Genomic DNA, 18,803 nt, shown 5'->3' on the forward strand with positions numbered 1-18,803 from the left:
CCTGAAAGCCAGGCTGGCGACGCAGTCGACAAGGCCGACAAGGCCGAAAAGGCCGACACGGTCGTCGACGCGGAAGCGATCGCGCCAGACGTGCACCATGCGCTGCCGCCGGACCAGGCACACGAAACGCGCCGCTTGGGCTTGCTGCAACAACTTGCCAAGGTCGGCGCGTTGCGCACCCTCGACCACGCATTGGCGCAGAGCCTGCGCCGGCTGGATCCGGAAACGCCAGACAGCGTGCTCGCGGCGGCGGCGCTGGCCTCGCTCGCGGTCGCCTCCGGCCACGCCGGCTTCGACCCCGCGGAGCCGCAGCGCCTGGTCGACGCCGCCATCGACTGGCCCACGCCCGACGCGTGGACCGCCGCGCTCGAAACCTCGCGCTGGGTCGCCCGCCCCGACACCGGCGATGCCGAATCCGCCGCCGACGCCCCGCTCGTGTACGAACACGGCCTCGTCTACCTGCGCCGCTACCGCGAGTACGAGCGCCGCCTGGCCGACGGTCTGCGCCGCATCGGCCGCGCCGTCCCGCGCACAGGCGCAGCCGCAAGCGATGGCGACGACGCGCACGTCCCCGCGAGCCTCGCGCCGCTCTTCGCTCAGCTCTTCCCCGAGGCCGCCACCAGCGACGATCCGCAATCCCACGCCGCCGCCGCCGCGCTCCGGCACAGCCTGTTGCTCGTCACCGGCGGCCCCGGCACCGGCAAGACCACCACCATCACCCGCATGCTGGTGCTGCTGGCCGCGCAGACGCTGGAAGCCGGCGCCGCGCCGCCGCGTATCGCCCTGGCCGCGCCTACCGGCCGCGCCGCCGAGCGCATGGCCGAGAGCGTGCGCAACGCCGTGCAGGCGCTGCCCGCGCTCGGCGTCGAGCCAGCGCTGTGCGCGCGGCTGCCCACCACCGGCACCACGCTGCACCGCCTGCTCGGCACCATCCCCGACTCGCCGCGCTTCCGGCACCACGCCGACAACCCCCTGCCGTTCGACGTGGTGGTGGTGGACGAAGCCTCGATGATCGACCTGCCGCTGATGGCCAAGCTGGTCGAAGCCGTGCCCAACGGCGCGCGCCTGGTGCTTCTGGGCGATCCAGACCAGCTGCCCTCGGTGGAGGCAGGCGACGTGCTCGCCGGCATCCTGCGCGCAGCGGAAGCCGGCGGGCTCGACGCCAACTTCCCGGCGCGCCATGTGCACCTCACCCGCGGCTATCGGCAGAGCGCGGCGCTCGACCTCGCGCCACTCGCCACCGCCGTCCGCGACGGCGACGTCGCGAGCGCGCTGTCACTGCTGCGCGGCGGCACGCTCGTCGGAGTCCACTTCCACGAAGCCCTCGCCGAACCGCTGCAGTCCCAGCATGACCACCTGCTCGCCCACTGGACCGCGCTGGCCAACACCACCGACCCTGCCGACGCGCTCGCGCTCGCCGGTCGTCTTCGCATCCTCACCGCCTTGCGCGATGGCCCGCAGGGTGCGCGCGGCCTGAATGCCCGGATCGAAGACATGCTCGCCGGCATGCGCCGCGGCGCCGGCCCCGCTTCGGCCTCCAGCCGCTACTTCCACGGCCGCCTGCTGCTGGTCACCGAGAACAGCTACCGCCACCGCCTGTTCAACGGCGACATCGGCATCTGCCTGCGCGACGGCAGCGGCACGTTGATGGCGTGGTTCCCCGGCGATGACCCGCGTAACCCGCGACCGTTCCATCCAGCTGCGCTGCCTGCGCACGACAGCGCGTTCGCGATGACGGTGCACAAGGCCCAGGGCAGCGAGTTCGACGAGGTGTGGCTGGTGCTGCCCGAACGCGCCAACCGCGTGCTGACGCGGGAGCTGGTGTACACGGGGCTCACGCGGGCGCGGAGCGAGTTGCACGTGGTCGCGCATGCGGATGCCATCGGTGATGCGCTGGCACGGCACGCCGGGCGATGGTCCGGCCTTGGCTGGAGACTGAGCAGCTAGCTGGACGGCCCCTCAGCGTCGCCGACGCACCCCCGCCTGCCGCCGGCGCTCCGCTGCCCCGGCCCAGAACACGTATCCATGCATGGAAGCAGCGCTCAATGCCACCAGCGTGAACATCAGATCGAGCGTCACGTAGGCATTCGTCACCTGGTCGAGCGGCGCCCAGCCGGAGCGCTGGAACCACAGCGACCCGGTACCGAAGATGCGATGTGCGGCCTGGTCCATCGACAGGGCCTGCCAGTCGGCAAACCGGAGCACGCCTGCGAACCCCCAGGCCACGCACGCTGCCGCGCCCAGCGCCAGTGCGCCGCCGAGCCACAACGGCAGCTCGCGGGTCCAGCCCATGCGCGGCCACAGCTGCAGGCCGCCGAGGCTCCAGGTCAGTGCGAGCAGCAGAAGGATGAAGAGCAGGGCCATGTGAATGAGACTATGCGTCAAGCCATGCATTGGCTAGCCGAACCACCCGTCGGCCGGCGGTCTCGTGTCACAGCTGCGGGCCAATGCGGCACGGCTGGGGGCACGACCACAACAGGACTTGGCATGACCCACGCGCAAACAACCGCCGCGCCCTCGAAGTCGCGCCGCCTTCCCTGGATCACGCTTCTGCTTTGTGCAGCGACCGTCACCATGAGCCTTGACGCGGCGATTGAAGTCAGCGGAACGTGGCTCGGAGGAGTGCGGATCGTCGACCTCGAGCGCTACGGTCTGCGCTTCAAGCACATCCAGGACCTCGAGCTCTGGCGACTGATCACGGCTCAGCTTGTCCATGTCAAGCAACTGCATATGCTGTCGAACGTGTTTTGCCTGCTCCTAGTTGGCACGATTGTCGAGCGACACATGGGCCCCATCCGCCTGCTTGTGCTCTGGCTGATTGGTGGCTCGATGGCAACGTTGATCAGCACGCTTTTCGCGCCGCCGCCGTGGAACCTCGGAACCGGTGCATCCCAGGCGATCATGGCGATTGCCGGCGCTGGGCTTTGGCTGGCCATCACGGGCATGGATCGTTCGAAGTCTCTGCTGCTGCCGGTCACGCTTACGATTGCCTTGGCGCTGACGCTCGATCTGATCGATGCCCATTATCCGAAACCTGGCCATGTTACGGGCCTCTTGCTCGGCTACTTGATCGCCTCGGTGTCCGAAAGACAGAGTAGGACTGCGACACGACGATAAGGATAAAGGCCCGCTCCGGGCCGATGCGCCGGTCGAAGCGATTCCTCCTGCGGCGCGCCGGCCGTCGTCCGAAGTGCTTCGATGATGCTGAGGAACACCGAGTCCCTCACACTTCGCACAGATCTGACGGTGCCACGCAATGGGAAATGCGATGAGCGCCCATCACGCCGATAAGGTCAGGAATGGCCGTCCGGCATGTACAGCCGCGGCAATGCCGGACCGCCCGAAGCGGCGGACCGAGCCAGCTTCGGCCTGTGCTGACGGCGCGTCCGCACCCCCTCCCATGCCGCACAATGCTCCCCCTCGCAACACCAGGATCTGCCATGGACGTTGAAGCTCTCCTCCGCGCCGCTCTCCGCGAAGCGGGCTACGGGCCCGATGCGATCGGGTCCGCGCTGCCGCGGATCATGCGGATCCTGCAGGCGGAGGACGTGCGCGTCGAAGTCGGCCGCACGCTGTCGCGCAAGGAGCGCGAGTACGTGCGGGTGCAGCTGGAAGTCGGCGTCGATGTCTCGGAGATCGTGGCTGGCCTCAAGCGCTGAGCCTGCGGCACCCGGCCGGTTCCTCAAGGCCGCACGCCTCTCGCCATCAGCCTCCGGCGAGGGCACCGCCATCGCCAAGCACCGCAAGCAACAGCAGCACGTACGCCGCCACCGCCGCGACCGCATGGCCGATCACCAGGCCGGCGGGCAGCAGCCGCTGCTTCCACTTGTAGGCAAGGCTCAGCACGGCGCCGCCGGCGGCCGCGAGCAGGAACAGCAGCAGTGCCAGCAGGGCCGCAGCCGGGATGCCATACGCGTACCAGCCATAGGCCAACAGGGTGATGCCCGCGGCTGCCAGCAGTCCATGCAGCATGGCGATCCAGGCCGGGGGGTTGTGGCGGCCCATGAAGCGGATGCAGGCCATCACCAGTCCGCCGAGGGCGGCCAGGGTGAACAGCACGGCGGCGGCCTGCAGCAGGCGCATCATGTCGTCCGGATTCATGGCGTCGCTCCTTTCGTCTGGCGGGTACGGGCCCAGCGGGAGTCTTGTCCGGTGGGCCATGCAGCGTTGTGAAGGCCCGCAAGCGGCGTGTTGCGGGTGCGGGCGATGCGATCGACAGCGATGCGCCGTACCCTGCGGGCACCATGCCAAAAACCTGTCCCTGCAACCCTTCGGTCGCCTACGCCACCTGCTGCCAGCCGCTGCACGACGGCACGCCCGCCGCCAGCGCCGAGGCCCTCATGCGCTCCCGCTATAGCGCCTACGTGCTCGGCCTGCGCGATTACCTCGCAGCCACCTGGCACCCCTCCACGCGCCCCGATCCGTTCGAGCTGGATGACACGCCGGGCCTGCGCTGGCTCGGGCTGGAGATCAGGCGCCAGGCCGAAATGGGGGCCGAGACCGCGGTGGTCGAGTTCGTCGCGCGCTACAAACCCGGTGGCGCACCAGCGGTGCGTCTGCACGAGGTCAGCCGCTTCGAGCGCGTGGATGGGCGCTGGCTGTACGTCGACGGCGAGTTTCCGCGGTAAGGCGCCGCGCGCCGACTTTGCAGGTTCTGAGGCGGGGCCATGACCCATGGTGACTGCGGGAACTGTGGCTCCGCGGGCGTGGCCCGGCATGCAAATGATCCCCGCAGGAGCCGGTGTTACCGTTGCGCCCATGGCCAAGCGCGCGCCCGCCACGGTGTCCTTCGAAGCCGTCCTGCGCCGGCCGGCCCGGCCGCAGCGCGCCACTTGGGCCTTCCTGCTTCTGCCGGCAGCGGCAAGCCGCAAGCTGCCTGCGCGCGGCCAGGTGACGGTGGACGGACGCTTCGCCGGCCAGGCGTTCCAGGCCACGCTGGAGCCGGACGGCGAAGGCAGCCACTGGCTCAAGGTCGAGAAACCGCTGCTCGAGGCCGCAGGCGCGCAGGTTGGCGATGCGGTGGCGCTCGAGGTCACGCCGGTGGCCGAGGAGCCGGAGCCGGATGTGCCCGCTGATGTCCGCAAGGCCCTGGCGGAGCATCCGACCGCGAAGACCACCTGGGACGACATCACCGCCATCGCCCGTCGCGACTGGATCCAGTGGATGACCTCGGGCAAGAAAGCGGAGACCCGCGTGAAGCGCATCGCCACCGCCTGCGACATGCTGGCTTCGGGCAAGCGCCGCGCCTGCTGTTTCGACCGCTCCGGCAGGTACAGCCGCGGCAAGCTGGGGCCGCCCGAAGCGGCGGACTGACCTGCCCAGCAGTGCTGCGACGGCCACGCACGATTCATCGCCGATCGGAAACCATGGGCGGCATGGACACCTCCCACTACGACTGGCTGCACCGCGAAGGCGAGACCCCCATCAAGGGCTGGGTCCGCGGCGTGCCGCTGGAAGACCAGGCGCGCGCGCAGCTGCGCAATATCGCGAGCCTGCCCTTCGTCGGGCCGTGGGTGGTGGTGATGCCGGACGTGCACCTGGGGATCGGCGCCACGGTGGGCTCGGTGGTGCCGACGCAGGGCGCGATCATCCCGGCCGCGGTGGGCGTGGACATCGGCTGCGGCATGGCGGCGGTGCGCACCACGCTCAACGCGCGTGACCTGCCGGACTCCCTGACTCGGCTGCGCTCGGCGATCGAGCGTGCGATTCCGGTCGGCACCGGTCCGGGCGGGGAGCACCGCAAGCTGCCCGACAGCGTCGAAACCGCGCTCGCCGGTTCCGGCCTGTGGCAGCGGCTCGAGCGCATCAAGGCGAAGCACCCGAAGATCCGCCTCGACAAGGTTGAGAAGCAGCTCGGCACGCTCGGCGGCGGCAATCACTTCATCGAGGTCTGCCTGGACGAGGGCCAGGCGGTGTGGGTGATGCTGCACTCCGGCTCGCGCGGCACCGGCAACCTGATCGGCACGTACTTCATGCAGCGCGCGCGCGAGGAGCTGGGCAGGCGCGTGCTCGGCTACCACGTGCCCGACAGGGACCTGGCGTTCTTCATGGAAGGCGAGCCGCTGTTCGACGATTACGTGGAAGCCGTCGGCTGGGCCCAGGACTACGCCCGCGCCAACCGCGAGGCGATGATGCAGCGCGTGCTGCACGCCATGCGCGCGGAACTGCCCAGGTTCAAGCTGCAGGCCATGGCGGTGAACTGCCACCACAACTACGTGCAGAAGGAGACGCACGCCGGCCGCGAGGTGTACGTCACCCGCAAGGGCGCGGTGCGCGCCGGCAGGGACGAGCTCGGCATCATTCCCGGCAGCATGGGTGCGAAGAGCTTCATCGTGCGCGGCCTCGGCAATGCCGAAAGCTTCGAGAGCTGCAGCCATGGCGCCGGCCGGGTGATGAGCCGCACCGCGGCGCGCAACAGCATCACCCTGAAGCAGCACCGCGAGGCCACCGCGCACGTGGAATGCCGCAAGGACCAGGCGGTGATCGACGAATCGCCGGCCGCGTACAAGGACATCGATGCGGTGATGGCGGCGCAGGCCGACCTGGTGGAAGTGGTGCACACGCTGCGGCAGGTGGTGTGCGTGAAGGGCTAGGGGCGGCTTATGGTCGCGGAGGCATACCGCCGCCAGCACCGCGCCGTTGTCCCAGGTCTGGGCGAGCAGGCGCTGCACGCCCGCGTCGCGCCGGGTCGACTTCAAGACCACTTCAATTCCGGCGCGTGACGTCCGGCGCCTGTGCGCGGGTCTACCCGCTGGTCAGTCAGCCAGCCTGTCGCGCACCAGCTCGCCCCGTGCCGGCGTCAGCCGCACCGTGTGGGTCTCGAGCAGGGATGCGAGCCGTTCAAGCTCGAAGTCATCGCCCTCGAGGCCGTGGCCATGGAGCTCGCAGACCTGGAGGCCCGGTCCGGGGACCAGGCCGGCCTCCAGCCTGCCATCGGGCGCCGCGACCAGCGCGTCCAGGCGGCCGTCCGGCGCGACGTGTGCAATCAGTTTCATCGTGGTGTCCTTCAGTCGCTGACGATGCTGAAATCCAGGCCGTAGCCGCTGATGCTGTTCGCGCCGGTGTTGCGCACCGTGAACCGGAGCGTGCGCGTACCGGCGGCGTCGACGCGTGCGCGGAGGTCCTGCACCATCGCCTCCCGGTCCACGCGCTGCACGGGATGGGCGGTGACGTGCACGACGTCGCCGAACGCGATCGGGCCGAACCACCAGTGGTGCTCGACGCCGGGATGGAACCCGTGTCCGACCCAGCCGAAATGATGGCGTGCGAGATCTGCCATGTGCATGTCTCCAGCAGGTTGGGGGCCTCAGCCGGGCGTGGGTTCCAGGACGATCGGCCGGGTCACCGTGAGCTTGTTCGACGTGTAGAGGATGGCGATCTCCGAGAACACGACCTGACCCTCCGGGCCGACCGCCAGGGTCAGCGCGTTGTCCTGTTCGCGCAGCACGCCGGGGGCGAGCAGTTCGTGCCACGACTTGGCGGCGGATTCATCGGCCTGGAACCGGAACTCGGATGAGCTGTTGAGGCGCACGGAGAAGCGCGCGCCGCGGGTGTACTGGGTGCGGAACAGCAGGACCGCGGGCATGCCGGGCGCGACGCCCGGGGCGTCGAGTCCCTGGATGTGGACGTCACCGAGCGGGTGCGCGTCGCTCGGGACCAGGAAGCCGCCGTCCGAGCCGGAAACGACCAGCAGGCGCGTGACGTTGGGTTCCTCGTAAGTGGGCAGGTTCGGGATCGGGCGGGTCGGTGCATGGGATCGGGCGGTAGCCACGGCGTGCTCCTGGGCGGCGTGCCTGCACCGTTGCGATGTGCGGCGACGCGACGCGCGTGTGGACCCCTGCGTGTCAGGGAACGCGGCGTGGCGTCTGGTACGGACATTGGTGGTTTGGCCGGGGCGGCGCGGATCGCGGCTGTAGCCGCTCCTACATGGGGGCGTTGCGCAGGGGGCCGCTCCCACGGCGGTGGGGTGGGAGCGGCGTGTGGTGCGGTTACTTCAGGCCGCGATGCTCGAGCAGCGGTTCGACGCTCGGCTCCTTGCCGCGGAATTCGCGGTAGGCCTGGGCCAGGTCGCGCGAGTGGCCGATCGAGAGGATCCTCTCGCGGAACACCTGGCCGTTCGCGCGCGTCAGCCCGCCGTTCTCGCGGAACCACTGGAAGGCGTCGTGGTCCAGCACCTCGGCGCCGAAGTAGGCGTAGTAGCCGGCCGCATAGCCACCGCCCCAGATGTGGCTGAAGTAGTTGGTGCGGTAGCGCGGTGGCACGGCCGCCAGGTCGACCCTGTACTTCGCCAGCGCCTCCTTCTCGAACGCTTCGACATCCTTCTTCGCGTCACCCGCCGGCAGCGTGTGCCAGGCCATGTCCAGCAGCGCCGCCGACAGGTACTCGGTGGTCGCATAGCCCTGGTTGAAGGTGCGCGCGCGCACGATCTTCTCCACCAGTTCCTGCGGCATCGGCTCGCCGGTCCGGTAGTGCTTCGCATAGTTGGCGAACACCTTCGGGTCCAGCGCCCAGTGCTCGTTGAACTGCGAGGGGAACTCGACGAAGTCGCGCGGCACGTTGGTGCCGGCGACGCTGGGATACGTGGTCTTCGAGAAGATCCCGTGCAGCGCGTGGCCGAATTCGTGGAACAGGGTGGTGGTGTCGTCGAAGCTCAGCAGCGCGGGCTGGCCTGCGGCCGGCCTGGTGTAGTTCTCGACGTTGTAGATCACCGGGATGGTGCCGGTCAGGCCGTTCTGTTCGACGAAGTTGCCCATCCAGGCGCCGCCCTGCTTGCTTTCGCGCTGGAACGGATCGAGGTAGAACAGGGCAAGCTGGGTGCCGTCGGCATCGAAGATGTCGAAGACGCGCACGTCGGGGTGATAGACCGGCAGGTCGGTGCGTTCCTTGGCGGTGATGCCGTACAACTGTCCGGCGGCGAAGAACACGCCGTCCTTGAGCACGCGGTCGAGCTCGAAGTAGGGCTTGATCTGTTCGGCGTCGAGATCGAACTCGGCCTTGCGCACCTGCTCGGCGTAAAAGTCCCAGTCGGCGGCGCCGGCCTGGAAGCCACCGCCCTGCGCGTCGACCACGGACTGGATCTTCGCGAGCTCCGCGCGGGCGCGCGCGGTGGCGGCGGGCACGGTGTCGGTCAGCAGCTTCAGCGCGACTTCGGGCGTGCCGGCCATCTGGTCGGCGATGCTGTAGGCGGCGTAGTTCGGGTAGCCCAGCAGCTCGGCCTTGCGCGCGCGCAGCTCGGCCAGGCGCTGGATGGTGGCGCGGGTGTCGTTGGCATCACCCTTCTGCGCGCGCGCAAGCGATGCGGCCATCACCTGTTCGCGCAGTTCGCGGTTGGTCAGCGACGCCAGCACCGGCTGCTGGGTGGTGTTCTGCAGCACCAGCAGCCACTGGCCGTCCTTGCCGTCGGCCTTCGCGGCTTCGGCGGCGGCGGCGATGGTGGCCTCGTCGAGTCCATCAAGCTTCGCGACATCGTCTACCAGCACGCCGCCGGCCTTGGTCGCGGCCAGCAGCATGTTGGAGAACGCGGTGGTGAGCGAAGACTCCTCGCTGTTGAGCGTGCGCAGTTCGGCCTGCTTCTCCGCATCGAGCCGGGCGCCGGCGCGGACGAAGGTGTCGTAGGCGCGCTCGACCACGAACAGCTGCTCGGGCGTGAGGCCGAGCCCCGCGCGCTGCTCATGCAGCGTCTGCACGCGGGCAAACAGCGCGGGATCGAGATGGATGGCGTCGCCGTGTTCGGCCAGCTTCGGCGCCAGCGCCTGCTCGGCGGCCTGCAGCGCGGGATTGGTATTGGCCGAGGTCATGGCGAAGAACACGGCGCCAGCGCGGCTCAGCAGTTCGCCGCTGCGCTCCAGCGCTTCGATGGTGTTGGCGAAGGTCGGCGGCTCGGCGCTGTCGGCGATGGTGCGCACTTCGGCCAGGTGCTGGCGCATCCCCTCCTCGATCGCCGGCTGGTAGTGCGCGTCCTGGATGCGGTCGAACACGGGGGCCTGGAAGGCGAGGGTGCTGGCGACAAGGAGCGGGTTTTCGCCCTGGGCGGGCTCGGCGGGCGCGGCGGCGGTCGTGGGCATCGGGGACTCGGTGGCGGCGCGGTCGCAGGCGCTCAGGGCCAGCGCGATCGCGGAAGAAAGCAGGAGGGTACGCAGCATGGGATGGGGCTCCGGAGCGGCCGAGGCAAGGGTGGCGGTGAGGATGCGCCTGCCGGCGGTGGCCGTGGACGTGCCGTTCGACACCTCGCCGGGGTTCAGCGGTAGGGGCCGGGGCCGCGCCAGACCGGCTCGCCGCGGCGGTAGACCTGGTACATCGCGATCACTTCGCGCGCGTCGCCGATCGCGTCCAGCGCCGGGTCGTCGGGCTCGACCAGGCGGCAGGGGCCGGAGCCGCGGCGGAGCGCGGTCTCGAGCGGGCAGACCATGAGCTGGCGCACGCCGGGCAGCGGCAGGGAGACTTCGGTCATGCCGGCGTCGCGCCATCCGCGCAACCGGGTCTCGGCCATGAGGTCGTAGACCACCTGGAAGCCGCCGGCCTCGAGGTTGGGCTCGGAGGACGAGCCCTGGTGGCGGCGGCCCGAGGCCACGTTCGGGCTGGGCGCGGGGCCGGCGTTCACCGCCGCGTGCTGCTCCGGGAGCGTGCCCGGTGGCTGGCCCCAGGCGCGCTGGCTGGCATGCCGGCGCGGCGGACTGGCCGGCGCCGGTGGCGGCGCGGCCTCGCGCGGGCGCTCGGGCGCCTGCGGCAGCGGGGCGTCGGCCTGCTCCACTTCCACCACCTGCAGGCGCGAAGGATCGGGACGTTCGGCCGGGTCGGGCTCGACCGGTCGCGGCCTGCGCGCGGTGCGCGCCGGCGACGGGGGCGGCGGCGAGGGAATGTCCTGCGGCGCATCGATGAACTCCACGTCGATCCGGCCCCCGCCGGAGCCGCCTTCGGGGTTGGAGACCGTGAGCGGCCGGGCGGTCAGCGCCAGCAGCAGGAGCAGCGCATGCAGCAGCAGGGTGGCGACCGCGGCGGCCTGGCGCTGCAGGCGGTCGCCGCGCGGCGCACGCGGCGCAGTCGGTGTCGCGGGGCCTGCTGTCATGCGGCGCGCGGTCACGCAGCGCGCAGACGCAAGCACCCCGGCCGGGGCCGGGGTGCGTGAGGCAGTGCATGGCGCGGCGGGATCGCCACGTCGGTACGGGCGGGCGCCTCAGTCCTTGAGGTCGTCGGGCACCTTGCCGCCGTTTTCGGCCAGCTTGCGCATCACCGCCTTGTGCAGGGCGATGTTCTGCTCGGCGCTGCCGTGGGCGCCGGCGTTGACGCCGAGCTCGGTGGCCAGTTCCCTGCGTGCGTCGAGGCTGGAATCCAGGTCGAGCAGCTTCAGCAGGTCGACGATGGAGCTGCGCCAGTTGCTCTCGCCGCCCTTTGCGCGCGCCATGTCGCCGAGCACGGCTTCCACGTCGACGGGTTCGGGCGCCGGGGCCGGGGTGGCCGGGGCCGGACGCAAGGCCGGAGGGGCGACGTTCGGGTCATCGACGCCGCCGTCGAAAATGACCGGCGCCGGCTTGTTGCTCGCGGCGGGGGTGGACGGCGCTTCGGGTTTCCGACCGAGGATGCGGTCGCGGATCTTCGAGAACAGGCCCATGGGCGGACTCCTGGAGAGGTGGCTGCGATTCTGCAGCGGTGGCGGGGAAATTGCATGGCCAGTCAGGACGAAGGCCCCGGCAAGCCGGGGCCTCGCGTCGGTTGGCGGCGTGCGGGGCACGCCACCGTGGCTGCATCAGTGCGCGGTCTTCATCGCCAGCTTGCGGTTGCGCATGATGTCGTGGCACTCGGTGACGCGTGGCATGAACTTCTGCGCCGCGGCACGAGCCACAACCGGGGTGTCGCTGTCTTCCAGCGTGTCCTTGAACGCGTCGAGCAGGCGATCTTCCAGCTCTTCGAGTTCGGCGACGTAGGCGTAGTTCGTCTCGCCCAGCGCGGCGCGCGCCTTGGCATAGACCTGGCGCATCGAGCCGACCATCGTGCCGTGGTCGGCCGGATCACCACCGGCGGCGGCGACTTCCGCGCTCAGGCCGCTGACGATCTCGCGCTTGTGCCCGGCCATGCGGGTGAACAGCGCCGAAAGCTCGGCGTTTTCCACCTTGCCGGCGGCCTCGGTGTAGAACTCGCCGCCGTCGCGGGCGATCTCGATCAGGTCGTTGAGGGTGTGCTGGATCTTGCGGTCAGTCATGGGGATCTCCGTGGAAAGAGGACCCCACTCTGGCGGAGCGGCCATGAAGTCCACGTGGAACGCAGCGGCATCGCCACGCGCGCGCATGCTGCGGTTCACGCTCGCGTGCGCCGCGCCCGGCCAAGTTCGCGCGCATGGACAGGATGAAGGCCTACCGCGGCGGCGCTGACTCGGGCGTCGCCGCCTACGCGCTGGGTCCGGGCTGGATCTCGGTCCGCTTCCACCACGGTGGCGCCTATCTGTACGACGCCACCAGGCCCGGCCGTCGCGACGTGCTGGCGATGCAGGCACTCGCCGAGGCCGGCGAGGGTCTCAACACCTACATCAACCAGCACGTGCGGGACCGCTACGCGGCGCGGCTCGAATAGGCAGGTCAGCCCGCCAGCAGCCGGTTCATGCGCTGCAGGAACGCGCCGGGATCCGGCAGCGGCGCGCCGGCGGCGAGTTCCGCCTGCTCGAGCAGCAGGTGCGCCAGGTCGGTGGCGCGGGCGTCGTCCGCCTCGCCCTGGAGCCGGCGCACCAGCGCGTGCTGCGGGTTGATCTCCAGCACCGGCTTCTGCTCCGGCACGTCCTGGCCGGCGTCGCGCAGCAGGCGTGCGAGGTGCGGCGCCATCTCCCATTCCGACAGCGCCAGGCAGGACGGCGAGTCGGTCAGGCGCGCGGAGACGCGGACCTCGTCGACGCGCTCGCCGAGCAGCGTCTTGATGCGCTCCAGCAGCGGGGCGGCGGCGCCGGCGGCGTCGGCCAGCTTCTGCTTGCCGGCCTCGTCCAGCGGCAGCTCGCCCTTGGCCACGTGCTTCAGCGGCTTGCCGGCGTACTCGCGCAGGTGGCCGAGCATCCACTCGTCGATGCGGTCCGACATCAGCAACACTTCGATGTCGCGGGCCTTGAACGCCTCGAGCTGCGGGCTGCCCGCGGCCGCGCGGTGGCCGTCGGCGGTGACGTACCAGATCGCGTCCTGGTCCTCCTGCATGCGGCCGACGTAGTCGTCGAGCGCGACGTCGCGCGCCTCGCCTTCGCCCTTTGTCGAGCTGAAGCGGAGCAGTTTCGCGATGCGCTCGCGGTTGCCGGAATCCTCGACGATGCCTTCCTTCAGCGTGTTGCCGAAGGCCTTGAGGAAGGTGGTGAACTTATCCGGATCGTCGCGCCCGAGCTTCTCGATCAGGTCCAGCACGCGCTTGACGCAGGCGCCCTTGATGCGCTCGAGCTGGCGGTTGTGCTGCAGGATCTCGCGGCTGACGTTGAGCGGCAGGTCGTCGGCGTCGACCACCCCGCGCACGAAGCGCAGGTAGTTCGGCAGCAGCTCTTCCGCCGCGTCCATGATGAAGACGCGCTTGATGTAGAGCTTCAGGCCCTTGCGCTCGTCGCGGCCGCCCATCATCAGGTCGAACGGTGGCTGCGCCGGCAGGTACAGCAGGGTGGTGAAGCTCTGGCTGCCCTCGACGCGGTTGTGGGTCCAGGCGGCTGCATCGTTGAAGTCGTGGCCGAGCGCCTTGTAGAAGCCCTGGTATTCCTCGTCGCCGATCTCCGACTTGGGGCGCGTCCACAGCGCCGAGGCGTCGTTGACGGCCTCCCACGCGGGCGCGGCCACGGATCCGGTTTCCGCCGCGGCCGCGGCTTCGCCATCGGTTGCGGCATCCGCATCCGCGTCCGTGCCCGCGACCTCCTTCGGCATCCGGATCGGGAAGGCCACGTGGTCGGAGTACTTGCGGACCAGCGAGCGCAGCGTCCAGTCCTCGAGGAACTCGTCCTCGCCGTCCTTCAGCTGCAGCACCACCGTGGTGCCGCGCTCGGGCAGGCTGACGTCCTCGAGCGTGTACTCGCCACGTCCGTCGCTTGTCCACTTCACGCCGGTATCCGGCGCCGCGCCGGCGCGCCGGGTCAGCACGGTGACCCGGTCGGCGACCACGAAGCCGGAATAGAAGCCGACGCCGAACTGGCCGATCAGGCGCGCGTCGGCCTTCTGCTCGCTGCCCATGGCCTCGAGGAAGCGCCGGGTGCCCGAGCTGGCGATGCTGCCGATGTTCTCCACCACCTCGTCGCGCGACATGCCGATGCCGGTATCGCGGATGGTGATGGTCCGCGCCTCGCGGTCGCAGCTGACGTCGATGTGCAGGTCACCGGCGCCGCCGAGCAGCTCCGGCTGGGCGATCGCCTCGAAGCGCAGCTTGTCGCAGGCGTCGGAGGCATTGGAGACGAGCTCGCGCAGGAAGATCTCCTTGTGCGAGTACAGCGAATGGGTGACCAGGTGCAGCACCTGGGCCACTTCGGCCTCGAAGCGGCGGGTTTCGGTGGTGGAGCTCATGGGCGGTCCATTGAAGCCTGGGAGCCGCGGATATGCGCGCGCACGCCCCGGATTTCAAGGCCGCGGGGCGCCCGCCCGGTTCCGGTCGCCGTCCTTCCGGGTGACCACGGTGATCTCGCCTTCGCTCTCCACGTATGCGCGCTTCACCTGCGACAGGTCGTCGACGTCATGGGCGCGCAGCAGGCCGTTGAGCTCCTCCTCGGTCACGAACTCGCGGCGCATGTTGCGCCGCTGCAGCTTGCCGTCGAGCACCAGGGGCAGGGGCGGCGAGGACACCAGGCGCTCGAACCACGGCACGTGGTAGCTCAGGGCGTTGACCGCGTAATCAATCCCCATGACGGTCAGGATCAGGAAGAAGCCGTCGGCGAGCGAGCTGTAGTCGCCCAGCGAGTGGGTGGCGCTCTCGGTGACCAGCAGCAGCATCACCAGGTCCATCGTCGCCAGCTCGCCGCCGGAGCGCCGCGGCATCACCCGCAGCAGGAACAGGATGCCGAGGTACATGAAGGCGCCGCGTGCCAGCAGCTCCAGAACGGGCGTCTCGAGCGTCCACAGCGTGGACCAGCTGTCGGGCAGGAACTCCATGCGGCGATGCTGGTCCGGCGGCCGGGAGTCCGGCGTGAACGCCCGGGCACGACTTTCGTCCCGGGCGCCGGGGGGCCACGACGGGCTATGTTGCGCGGGTTTGCCCACCGGACGACCCCATGACCCGAACCACGCTCGCCCTCGCCCTGGCCGCCGCGCTTGCCGCCGCTCCCGCGCTCGCCCAGGACCCGCCGCCGCCCGCGCCACCGCCGGCGCCGGCACCACAGGACGATGCGCAGGACCGCGCGGACAACATCGAGCTGGAGCAGGAAGCCCTCGATCGCACCGGCCAGGATCCGGCCGAGGCGCCGCTGGACAGCGCGCGCGGCCTGCGCCAGGACGCCAACGGCCAGGACGCGGACGCGAAGTGGAACGTCGAATCGACCCAGGGCCAGGCGAAGACCGTGCGCTTCGAGACGAGCGAAGGCACCTGGATGGACGTGGACGTCTCGCCCGACGGCCGCGAACTGGCGTTCTCGCTGCTGGGCGACCTCTACCGCATGCCGATTGGCGGTGGCGCCGCCACCCGAATCACCAGCGGCCGCGCCTGGGACGTGCAGCCGCGCTGGTCGCCCGACGGGCGCCGCATCGCCTTCACCTCGGACCGCAACGGCGCCAACAACATCTGGACCGTGGCGACGAACGGCGGCGACGCGCGCCAGGTGACCGACGAGGACTTCCGCCTGCTCAACAACCCCACGTGGACGCCCGACGGGCAGTACATCGTGGCGCGCAAGCACTTCACCTCCACGCGCTCCCTGGGTGCCGGGGAACTCTGGCTGTACCACGCGGCCGGCACCACCGGCGGCATCCAGCTGGTGGAGAAGCCGAACGAGCAGCAGGACATCGGCGAGCCCAGCGTGTCGCCCGACGGGCGCTACGTGTACTTCTCGCAGGACGTGAGCGGCGGCGGGGCGTTCGACTACAACCGCGACCCGCACGGCGTGATCTACGCGATCAAGCGCTTCGACCGCCAGACCGGCAAGACCGAGACCATCGTCGCCACGCCGGGCGGCGCGGTGCGCCCGCAGGTGTCGCCGGACGGGAAGACGCTGGCCTTCGTGAAGCGCGTGCGCGATGCCAGCGTGCTGCACCGCATGGACATCGCCAGCGGCGAGGTGCGCCCGGTATGGGACGGCCTCAGCCACGACCAGCAGGAGGCCTGGGCGATCTTCGGGCCCTACAGCGGGTTCAACTGGACGCCGGATTCGAAGTCGGTGGTGCTGTGGGCGCAGGGCGGACTGTGGCGCGTCGACATGACCAGCGGCGCGGCATCGAAGATTCCGTTCACCGCCCAGGTGGAGCAGGTGGTTTCGCAGCCGCTGCAGTTCGCGCACACGCTGCCCGAGGGCCGCTTCCAGCCGCGGATGATCCGCGACGTGGCCACCTCGGCCGACGGCGGCAGCCTGGTCTTCCATGCGCTGGGCCAGCTGTGGCGCAAGCCGCTGCCGGGCGGCGCGCCGACGCGGCTGACCGGCGGCAGCGGCGTCTACGAGTACCAGCCCAGCTTCAGCGCCGATGGTCGCCAGCTGCTCTACACGACCTGGTCGGACCAGGGCCTGGGCGCCATCCACGTCCGCGGCGCCGGCGGCACCGCGGAGGGCCGCAAGCTGACCCAGGAGCCCGGCTTCTACTACCACCCGCGCTTCTCGCCGGACGGTCGGCAGGTCGTCTACAGCCGCAGCGGCGGCGGCGGCCTGACTGGCAGCCTCTGGTCGGGTGAGCGCGGCATCTACGTGCTGCCCGTGGCCGGCGGCAAGCCGGTGCGCGTGGCCGAGACCGGCCAGTCGCCGCAGTTCAACCATGACGGCACGCGCGTGCTGTACCTGGCCGGCAACGGCATGGAAAAGAAGCTGATGTCGGTCGGCCTGCACGGCGAGGAGCCGCGCGCGGTGTTCGACCTGAAGTACGTCGACTCGGTGCAGGTGAGTCCGGACGGCAAGTGGGTCGCCTTCACCGAGCTCTTCAACGCCTACGTGGCGCCGATGCCGGAGACCGGCCGCACCATCGCGCTGGACCGCAAGACCAAGGCCGTGCCGGTGCGCGCGGTCAGCGCGGATGTCGGCAGCTACCTGCACTGGGCCGCGGATTCCGGCTCGCTGCACTGGATGGTCGGCGACCGCTACCACTCGCGTCGCCTCGACCAGACCTTCGACTTCCTGCCCGGTGCGCCGGCGGACATCGCGGCCCCGGCGGCCGGAGGCGGCACCGCCGTGGGCCTGGACGCGCCGGTGTACGCGGCGCGCGACGTGGTGGCCCTCACCAACGCGCGCATCGTCACCATGCGCGACGCGGAGCAGGCGCAGGAGGTGATCGAGAACGGCACGATCGTCGTCGACGGCAACACCATCACCGCGATCGGCGCCGGCGGATCGGTGCAGGTGCCTTCGGGCGCGCGGGTGGTCGATGTCGCCGGCAAGACCATCATCCCCGGCATCATCGACGTGCATGCGCACGCGTCCAACTTCGGCCAGGGCGTGGTGCCGCAGCAGAACTGGGCCTACTACGCCAACCTCGCCTTCGGCATCACCACCCTGCACGACCCGTCGGCGACCAGCGAGTTCGTCTACTCGCAGTCCGAGCTGCTGCAGGCCGGGCGCATGGTCGGCCCGCGCATGTTCTCCACCGGCACGATCCTCTATGGCGCCGACGGTGGCTTCAAGGCCGAGATCGATTCACTCGACGACGCGCGCAGCCACCTGCGGCGGATGCAGGCGCACGGTGCGTTCTCGGTCAAGAGCTACAACCAGCCGCGGCGCGCGCAGCGCCAGCAGGTCAACCAGGCCGCGCGCGAGCTCGGCATGCTGGTGGTCGAGGAGGGCGGCTCCACCTTCCACCACAACATGACCATGATCCTGGACGGCGCGACCGGCATCGAGCACAACCTGCCGATCGCCCCCCTGTACGCCGACGTGGTCAACCTGTGGAAGGAGACCGACGTGCGCAACACGCCGACCCTGGTGGTGAGCTACGGCGGCCTGTCCGGCGAGTACTGGTGGTATGCGCGCGACAACGTCTGGGAGGACGCCAAGCTCAACCGCTTCTTCCCGCGCGAGACGCTGGACGCGCGCTCGATCCGCCGCGAGACCGCGCCCGACTGGGACTACCACCACATCGAGGTCGCGAAGTCGCTGAAGGTGCTGCGCGACGCCGGGGTCAAGGTGCAGGTCGGCGGCCACGGCCAGCTGCAGGGCATGGCCACGCACTGGGAGACCTGGATGCTGACCCAGGGTGGCTTCTCGAACTTCGAGGCGCTGCGCGCGGCGACCATCGATGGCGCCGACTACATCGGGCTGTCATCGCAGCTGGGCTCGCTGGAGGTCGGCAAGCGTGCTGACCTGGTGGTGCTGGACGGCAACCCGCTGGAGAACATCCGCCACACCGCGGACACCCGCTACGTGATGGTCGATGGCCGCCTGTTCGACGTGGCCGCCGACATGGCGGAGATCGGCAACCAGGCGGTGCCGGCACCGACGTTCTACTGGCAGCACCATGGCCACGGGAACACGTTCGGCGAAAGCTTCGGGCCGACGTCGGTGTGCCACGGGGTGCACTGAGGGACGGGTCAAAAGCCTTTGCCACGGATCCACGCGGATCAACCGCGGATCTACGCGGATGAAGCCACGCGGATGGCGGCGCGAAAAACTCCACTGTAGGAGCGGCTATAGCCGCGATGCGGTTTCGCCGTGATGCCGATCGCGGCTGTAGCCGCTCCTGCAG

General features: G+C 70.2%; 19 protein-coding genes. 8 read left to right on the forward strand and 11 right to left on the reverse strand.

The window, feature by feature from the left end; genetic code table 11:
- Nucleotides 1-135 precede the first annotated feature (135 nt).
- On the forward strand, nucleotides 136-1,947 hold the full coding sequence (recD, locus tag JG616_RS10565; protein ID WP_199392691.1) for an exodeoxyribonuclease V subunit alpha: 1,812 nt from the start codon (nucleotides 136-138) through the stop codon (nucleotides 1,945-1,947).
- Nucleotides 1,948-1,959: 12 nt separating this feature from the next.
- On the opposite strand, the gene JG616_RS10570 is transcribed toward recD, so the two are convergent.
- Nucleotides 1,960-2,364, reverse strand: coding sequence for a hypothetical protein (locus JG616_RS10570; protein WP_199363063.1), 405 nt, complete (start codon nucleotides 2,362-2,364; stop codon nucleotides 1,960-1,962).
- A 123-nt stretch (nucleotides 2,365-2,487) separates the two neighbouring features.
- On the opposite strand from JG616_RS10570, the gene JG616_RS10575 reads away from it, so the two are divergent.
- Nucleotides 2,488-3,117, forward strand: coding sequence for a rhomboid family intramembrane serine protease (locus JG616_RS10575; protein WP_199392546.1), 630 nt, complete (start codon nucleotides 2,488-2,490; stop codon nucleotides 3,115-3,117).
- A gap of 323 nt (nucleotides 3,118-3,440) precedes the next feature.
- A complete protein-coding gene (locus JG616_RS10580) occupies nucleotides 3,441-3,659 on the forward strand; it encodes a polyprenyl synthetase (protein ID WP_199363059.1) in 219 nt (72 codons plus the stop codon).
- Between the two features lie 46 nt (nucleotides 3,660-3,705).
- Here the strand turns inward: JG616_RS10580 and JG616_RS10585 are convergent, their stop codons facing one another.
- The gene (locus JG616_RS10585) at nucleotides 3,706-4,101 is read right to left on the reverse strand and encodes a hypothetical protein (protein WP_199363057.1); all 396 of its coding nucleotides are present in this window, start codon (nucleotides 4,099-4,101) and stop codon (nucleotides 3,706-3,708) included.
- 143 nt (nucleotides 4,102-4,244) lie between these two features.
- Here JG616_RS10585 and JG616_RS10590 point away from each other — a divergent pair, with 143 nt between their 5' ends.
- The 3 genes from JG616_RS10590 to JG616_RS10600 all read left to right on the forward strand — a co-directional run bounded on the left by JG616_RS10590 (nucleotide 4,245) and on the right by JG616_RS10600 (nucleotide 6,593).
- Complete coding sequence (locus JG616_RS10590; protein WP_199363055.1) at nucleotides 4,245-4,628, forward strand: YchJ family metal-binding protein; 384 nt, start codon at nucleotides 4,245-4,247, stop codon at nucleotides 4,626-4,628.
- A gap of 130 nt (nucleotides 4,629-4,758) precedes the next feature.
- Nucleotides 4,759-5,313: a YdeI/OmpD-associated family protein gene (locus JG616_RS10595; protein WP_199363053.1), complete on the forward strand. Its 555-nt coding sequence runs from the start codon at nucleotides 4,759-4,761 to the stop codon at nucleotides 5,311-5,313.
- A gap of 62 nt (nucleotides 5,314-5,375) precedes the next feature.
- Nucleotides 5,376-6,593: an RtcB family protein gene (locus JG616_RS10600; RefSeq protein ID WP_199392547.1), complete on the forward strand. Its 1,218-nt coding sequence runs from the start codon at nucleotides 5,376-5,378 to the stop codon at nucleotides 6,591-6,593.
- A gap of 162 nt (nucleotides 6,594-6,755) precedes the next feature.
- Here the strand turns inward: JG616_RS10600 and JG616_RS10605 are convergent, their stop codons facing one another.
- The 7 genes from JG616_RS10605 to JG616_RS10635 all read right to left on the reverse strand — a co-directional run bounded on the left by JG616_RS10605 (nucleotide 6,756) and on the right by JG616_RS10635 (nucleotide 12,196).
- Entirely contained in the window at nucleotides 6,756-6,995 is a 240-nt protein-coding gene (locus tag JG616_RS10605) for a hypothetical protein (protein ID WP_199363049.1), read from the reverse strand.
- An 11-nt stretch (nucleotides 6,996-7,006) separates the two neighbouring features.
- Nucleotides 7,007-7,279: a hypothetical protein gene (locus tag JG616_RS10610; protein ID WP_199363047.1), complete on the reverse strand. Its 273-nt coding sequence runs from the start codon at nucleotides 7,277-7,279 to the stop codon at nucleotides 7,007-7,009.
- Between the two features lie 27 nt (nucleotides 7,280-7,306).
- Nucleotides 7,307-7,771 carry a hypothetical protein gene (locus JG616_RS10615; protein ID WP_199392548.1) on the reverse strand — a complete coding sequence of 155 codons (465 nt, stop codon included), beginning with the start codon at nucleotides 7,769-7,771 and terminating at the stop codon, nucleotides 7,307-7,309.
- A 217-nt stretch (nucleotides 7,772-7,988) separates the two neighbouring features.
- Nucleotides 7,989-10,142 (reverse strand): peptidyl-dipeptidase Dcp, encoded by a 2,154-nt coding sequence (gene dcp, locus JG616_RS10620; protein WP_199392549.1) that lies wholly within the window; start codon nucleotides 10,140-10,142, stop codon nucleotides 7,989-7,991.
- 95 nt (nucleotides 10,143-10,237) lie between these two features.
- A complete protein-coding gene (locus tag JG616_RS10625; protein WP_199392550.1) occupies nucleotides 10,238-11,065 on the reverse strand; it encodes a hypothetical protein in 828 nt (275 codons plus the stop codon).
- A gap of 108 nt (nucleotides 11,066-11,173) precedes the next feature.
- Nucleotides 11,174-11,608, reverse strand: coding sequence for a DUF3597 domain-containing protein (locus JG616_RS10630; RefSeq protein WP_199392551.1), 435 nt, complete (start codon nucleotides 11,606-11,608; stop codon nucleotides 11,174-11,176).
- A 135-nt stretch (nucleotides 11,609-11,743) separates the two neighbouring features.
- Nucleotides 11,744-12,196: a PA2169 family four-helix-bundle protein gene (locus JG616_RS10635; RefSeq protein ID WP_199363036.1), complete on the reverse strand. Its 453-nt coding sequence runs from the start codon at nucleotides 12,194-12,196 to the stop codon at nucleotides 11,744-11,746.
- 143 nt (nucleotides 12,197-12,339) lie between these two features.
- Between JG616_RS10635 and JG616_RS10640 the strand changes: the two genes are divergently transcribed.
- Nucleotides 12,340-12,564: a hypothetical protein gene (locus JG616_RS10640; protein WP_199363127.1), complete on the forward strand. Its 225-nt coding sequence runs from the start codon at nucleotides 12,340-12,342 to the stop codon at nucleotides 12,562-12,564.
- Nucleotides 12,565-12,569: 5 nt separating this feature from the next.
- Here JG616_RS10640 and htpG read toward each other — a convergent pair whose 3' ends face one another.
- Together htpG and JG616_RS10650 are read right to left on the reverse strand one after the other, a co-directional pair.
- Nucleotides 12,570-14,501 (reverse strand): molecular chaperone HtpG, encoded by a 1,932-nt coding sequence (gene htpG, locus JG616_RS10645; protein ID WP_199392552.1) that lies wholly within the window; start codon nucleotides 14,499-14,501, stop codon nucleotides 12,570-12,572.
- A gap of 54 nt (nucleotides 14,502-14,555) precedes the next feature.
- The gene (locus tag JG616_RS10650; RefSeq protein ID WP_199363034.1) at nucleotides 14,556-15,083 is read right to left on the reverse strand and encodes a YetF domain-containing protein; all 528 of its coding nucleotides are present in this window, start codon (nucleotides 15,081-15,083) and stop codon (nucleotides 14,556-14,558) included.
- Nucleotides 15,084-15,202: 119 nt separating this feature from the next.
- Between JG616_RS10650 and JG616_RS10655 the strand changes: the two genes are divergently transcribed.
- On the forward strand, nucleotides 15,203-18,640 hold the full coding sequence (locus JG616_RS10655) for an amidohydrolase family protein (protein WP_199392553.1): 3,438 nt from the start codon (nucleotides 15,203-15,205) through the stop codon (nucleotides 18,638-18,640).
- Nucleotides 18,641-18,803 lie beyond the last annotated feature (163 nt).

The organism is Luteimonas sp. MC1895, assembly GCF_016457215.1.
Classification (GTDB): domain Bacteria; phylum Pseudomonadota; class Gammaproteobacteria; order Xanthomonadales; family Xanthomonadaceae; genus Luteimonas.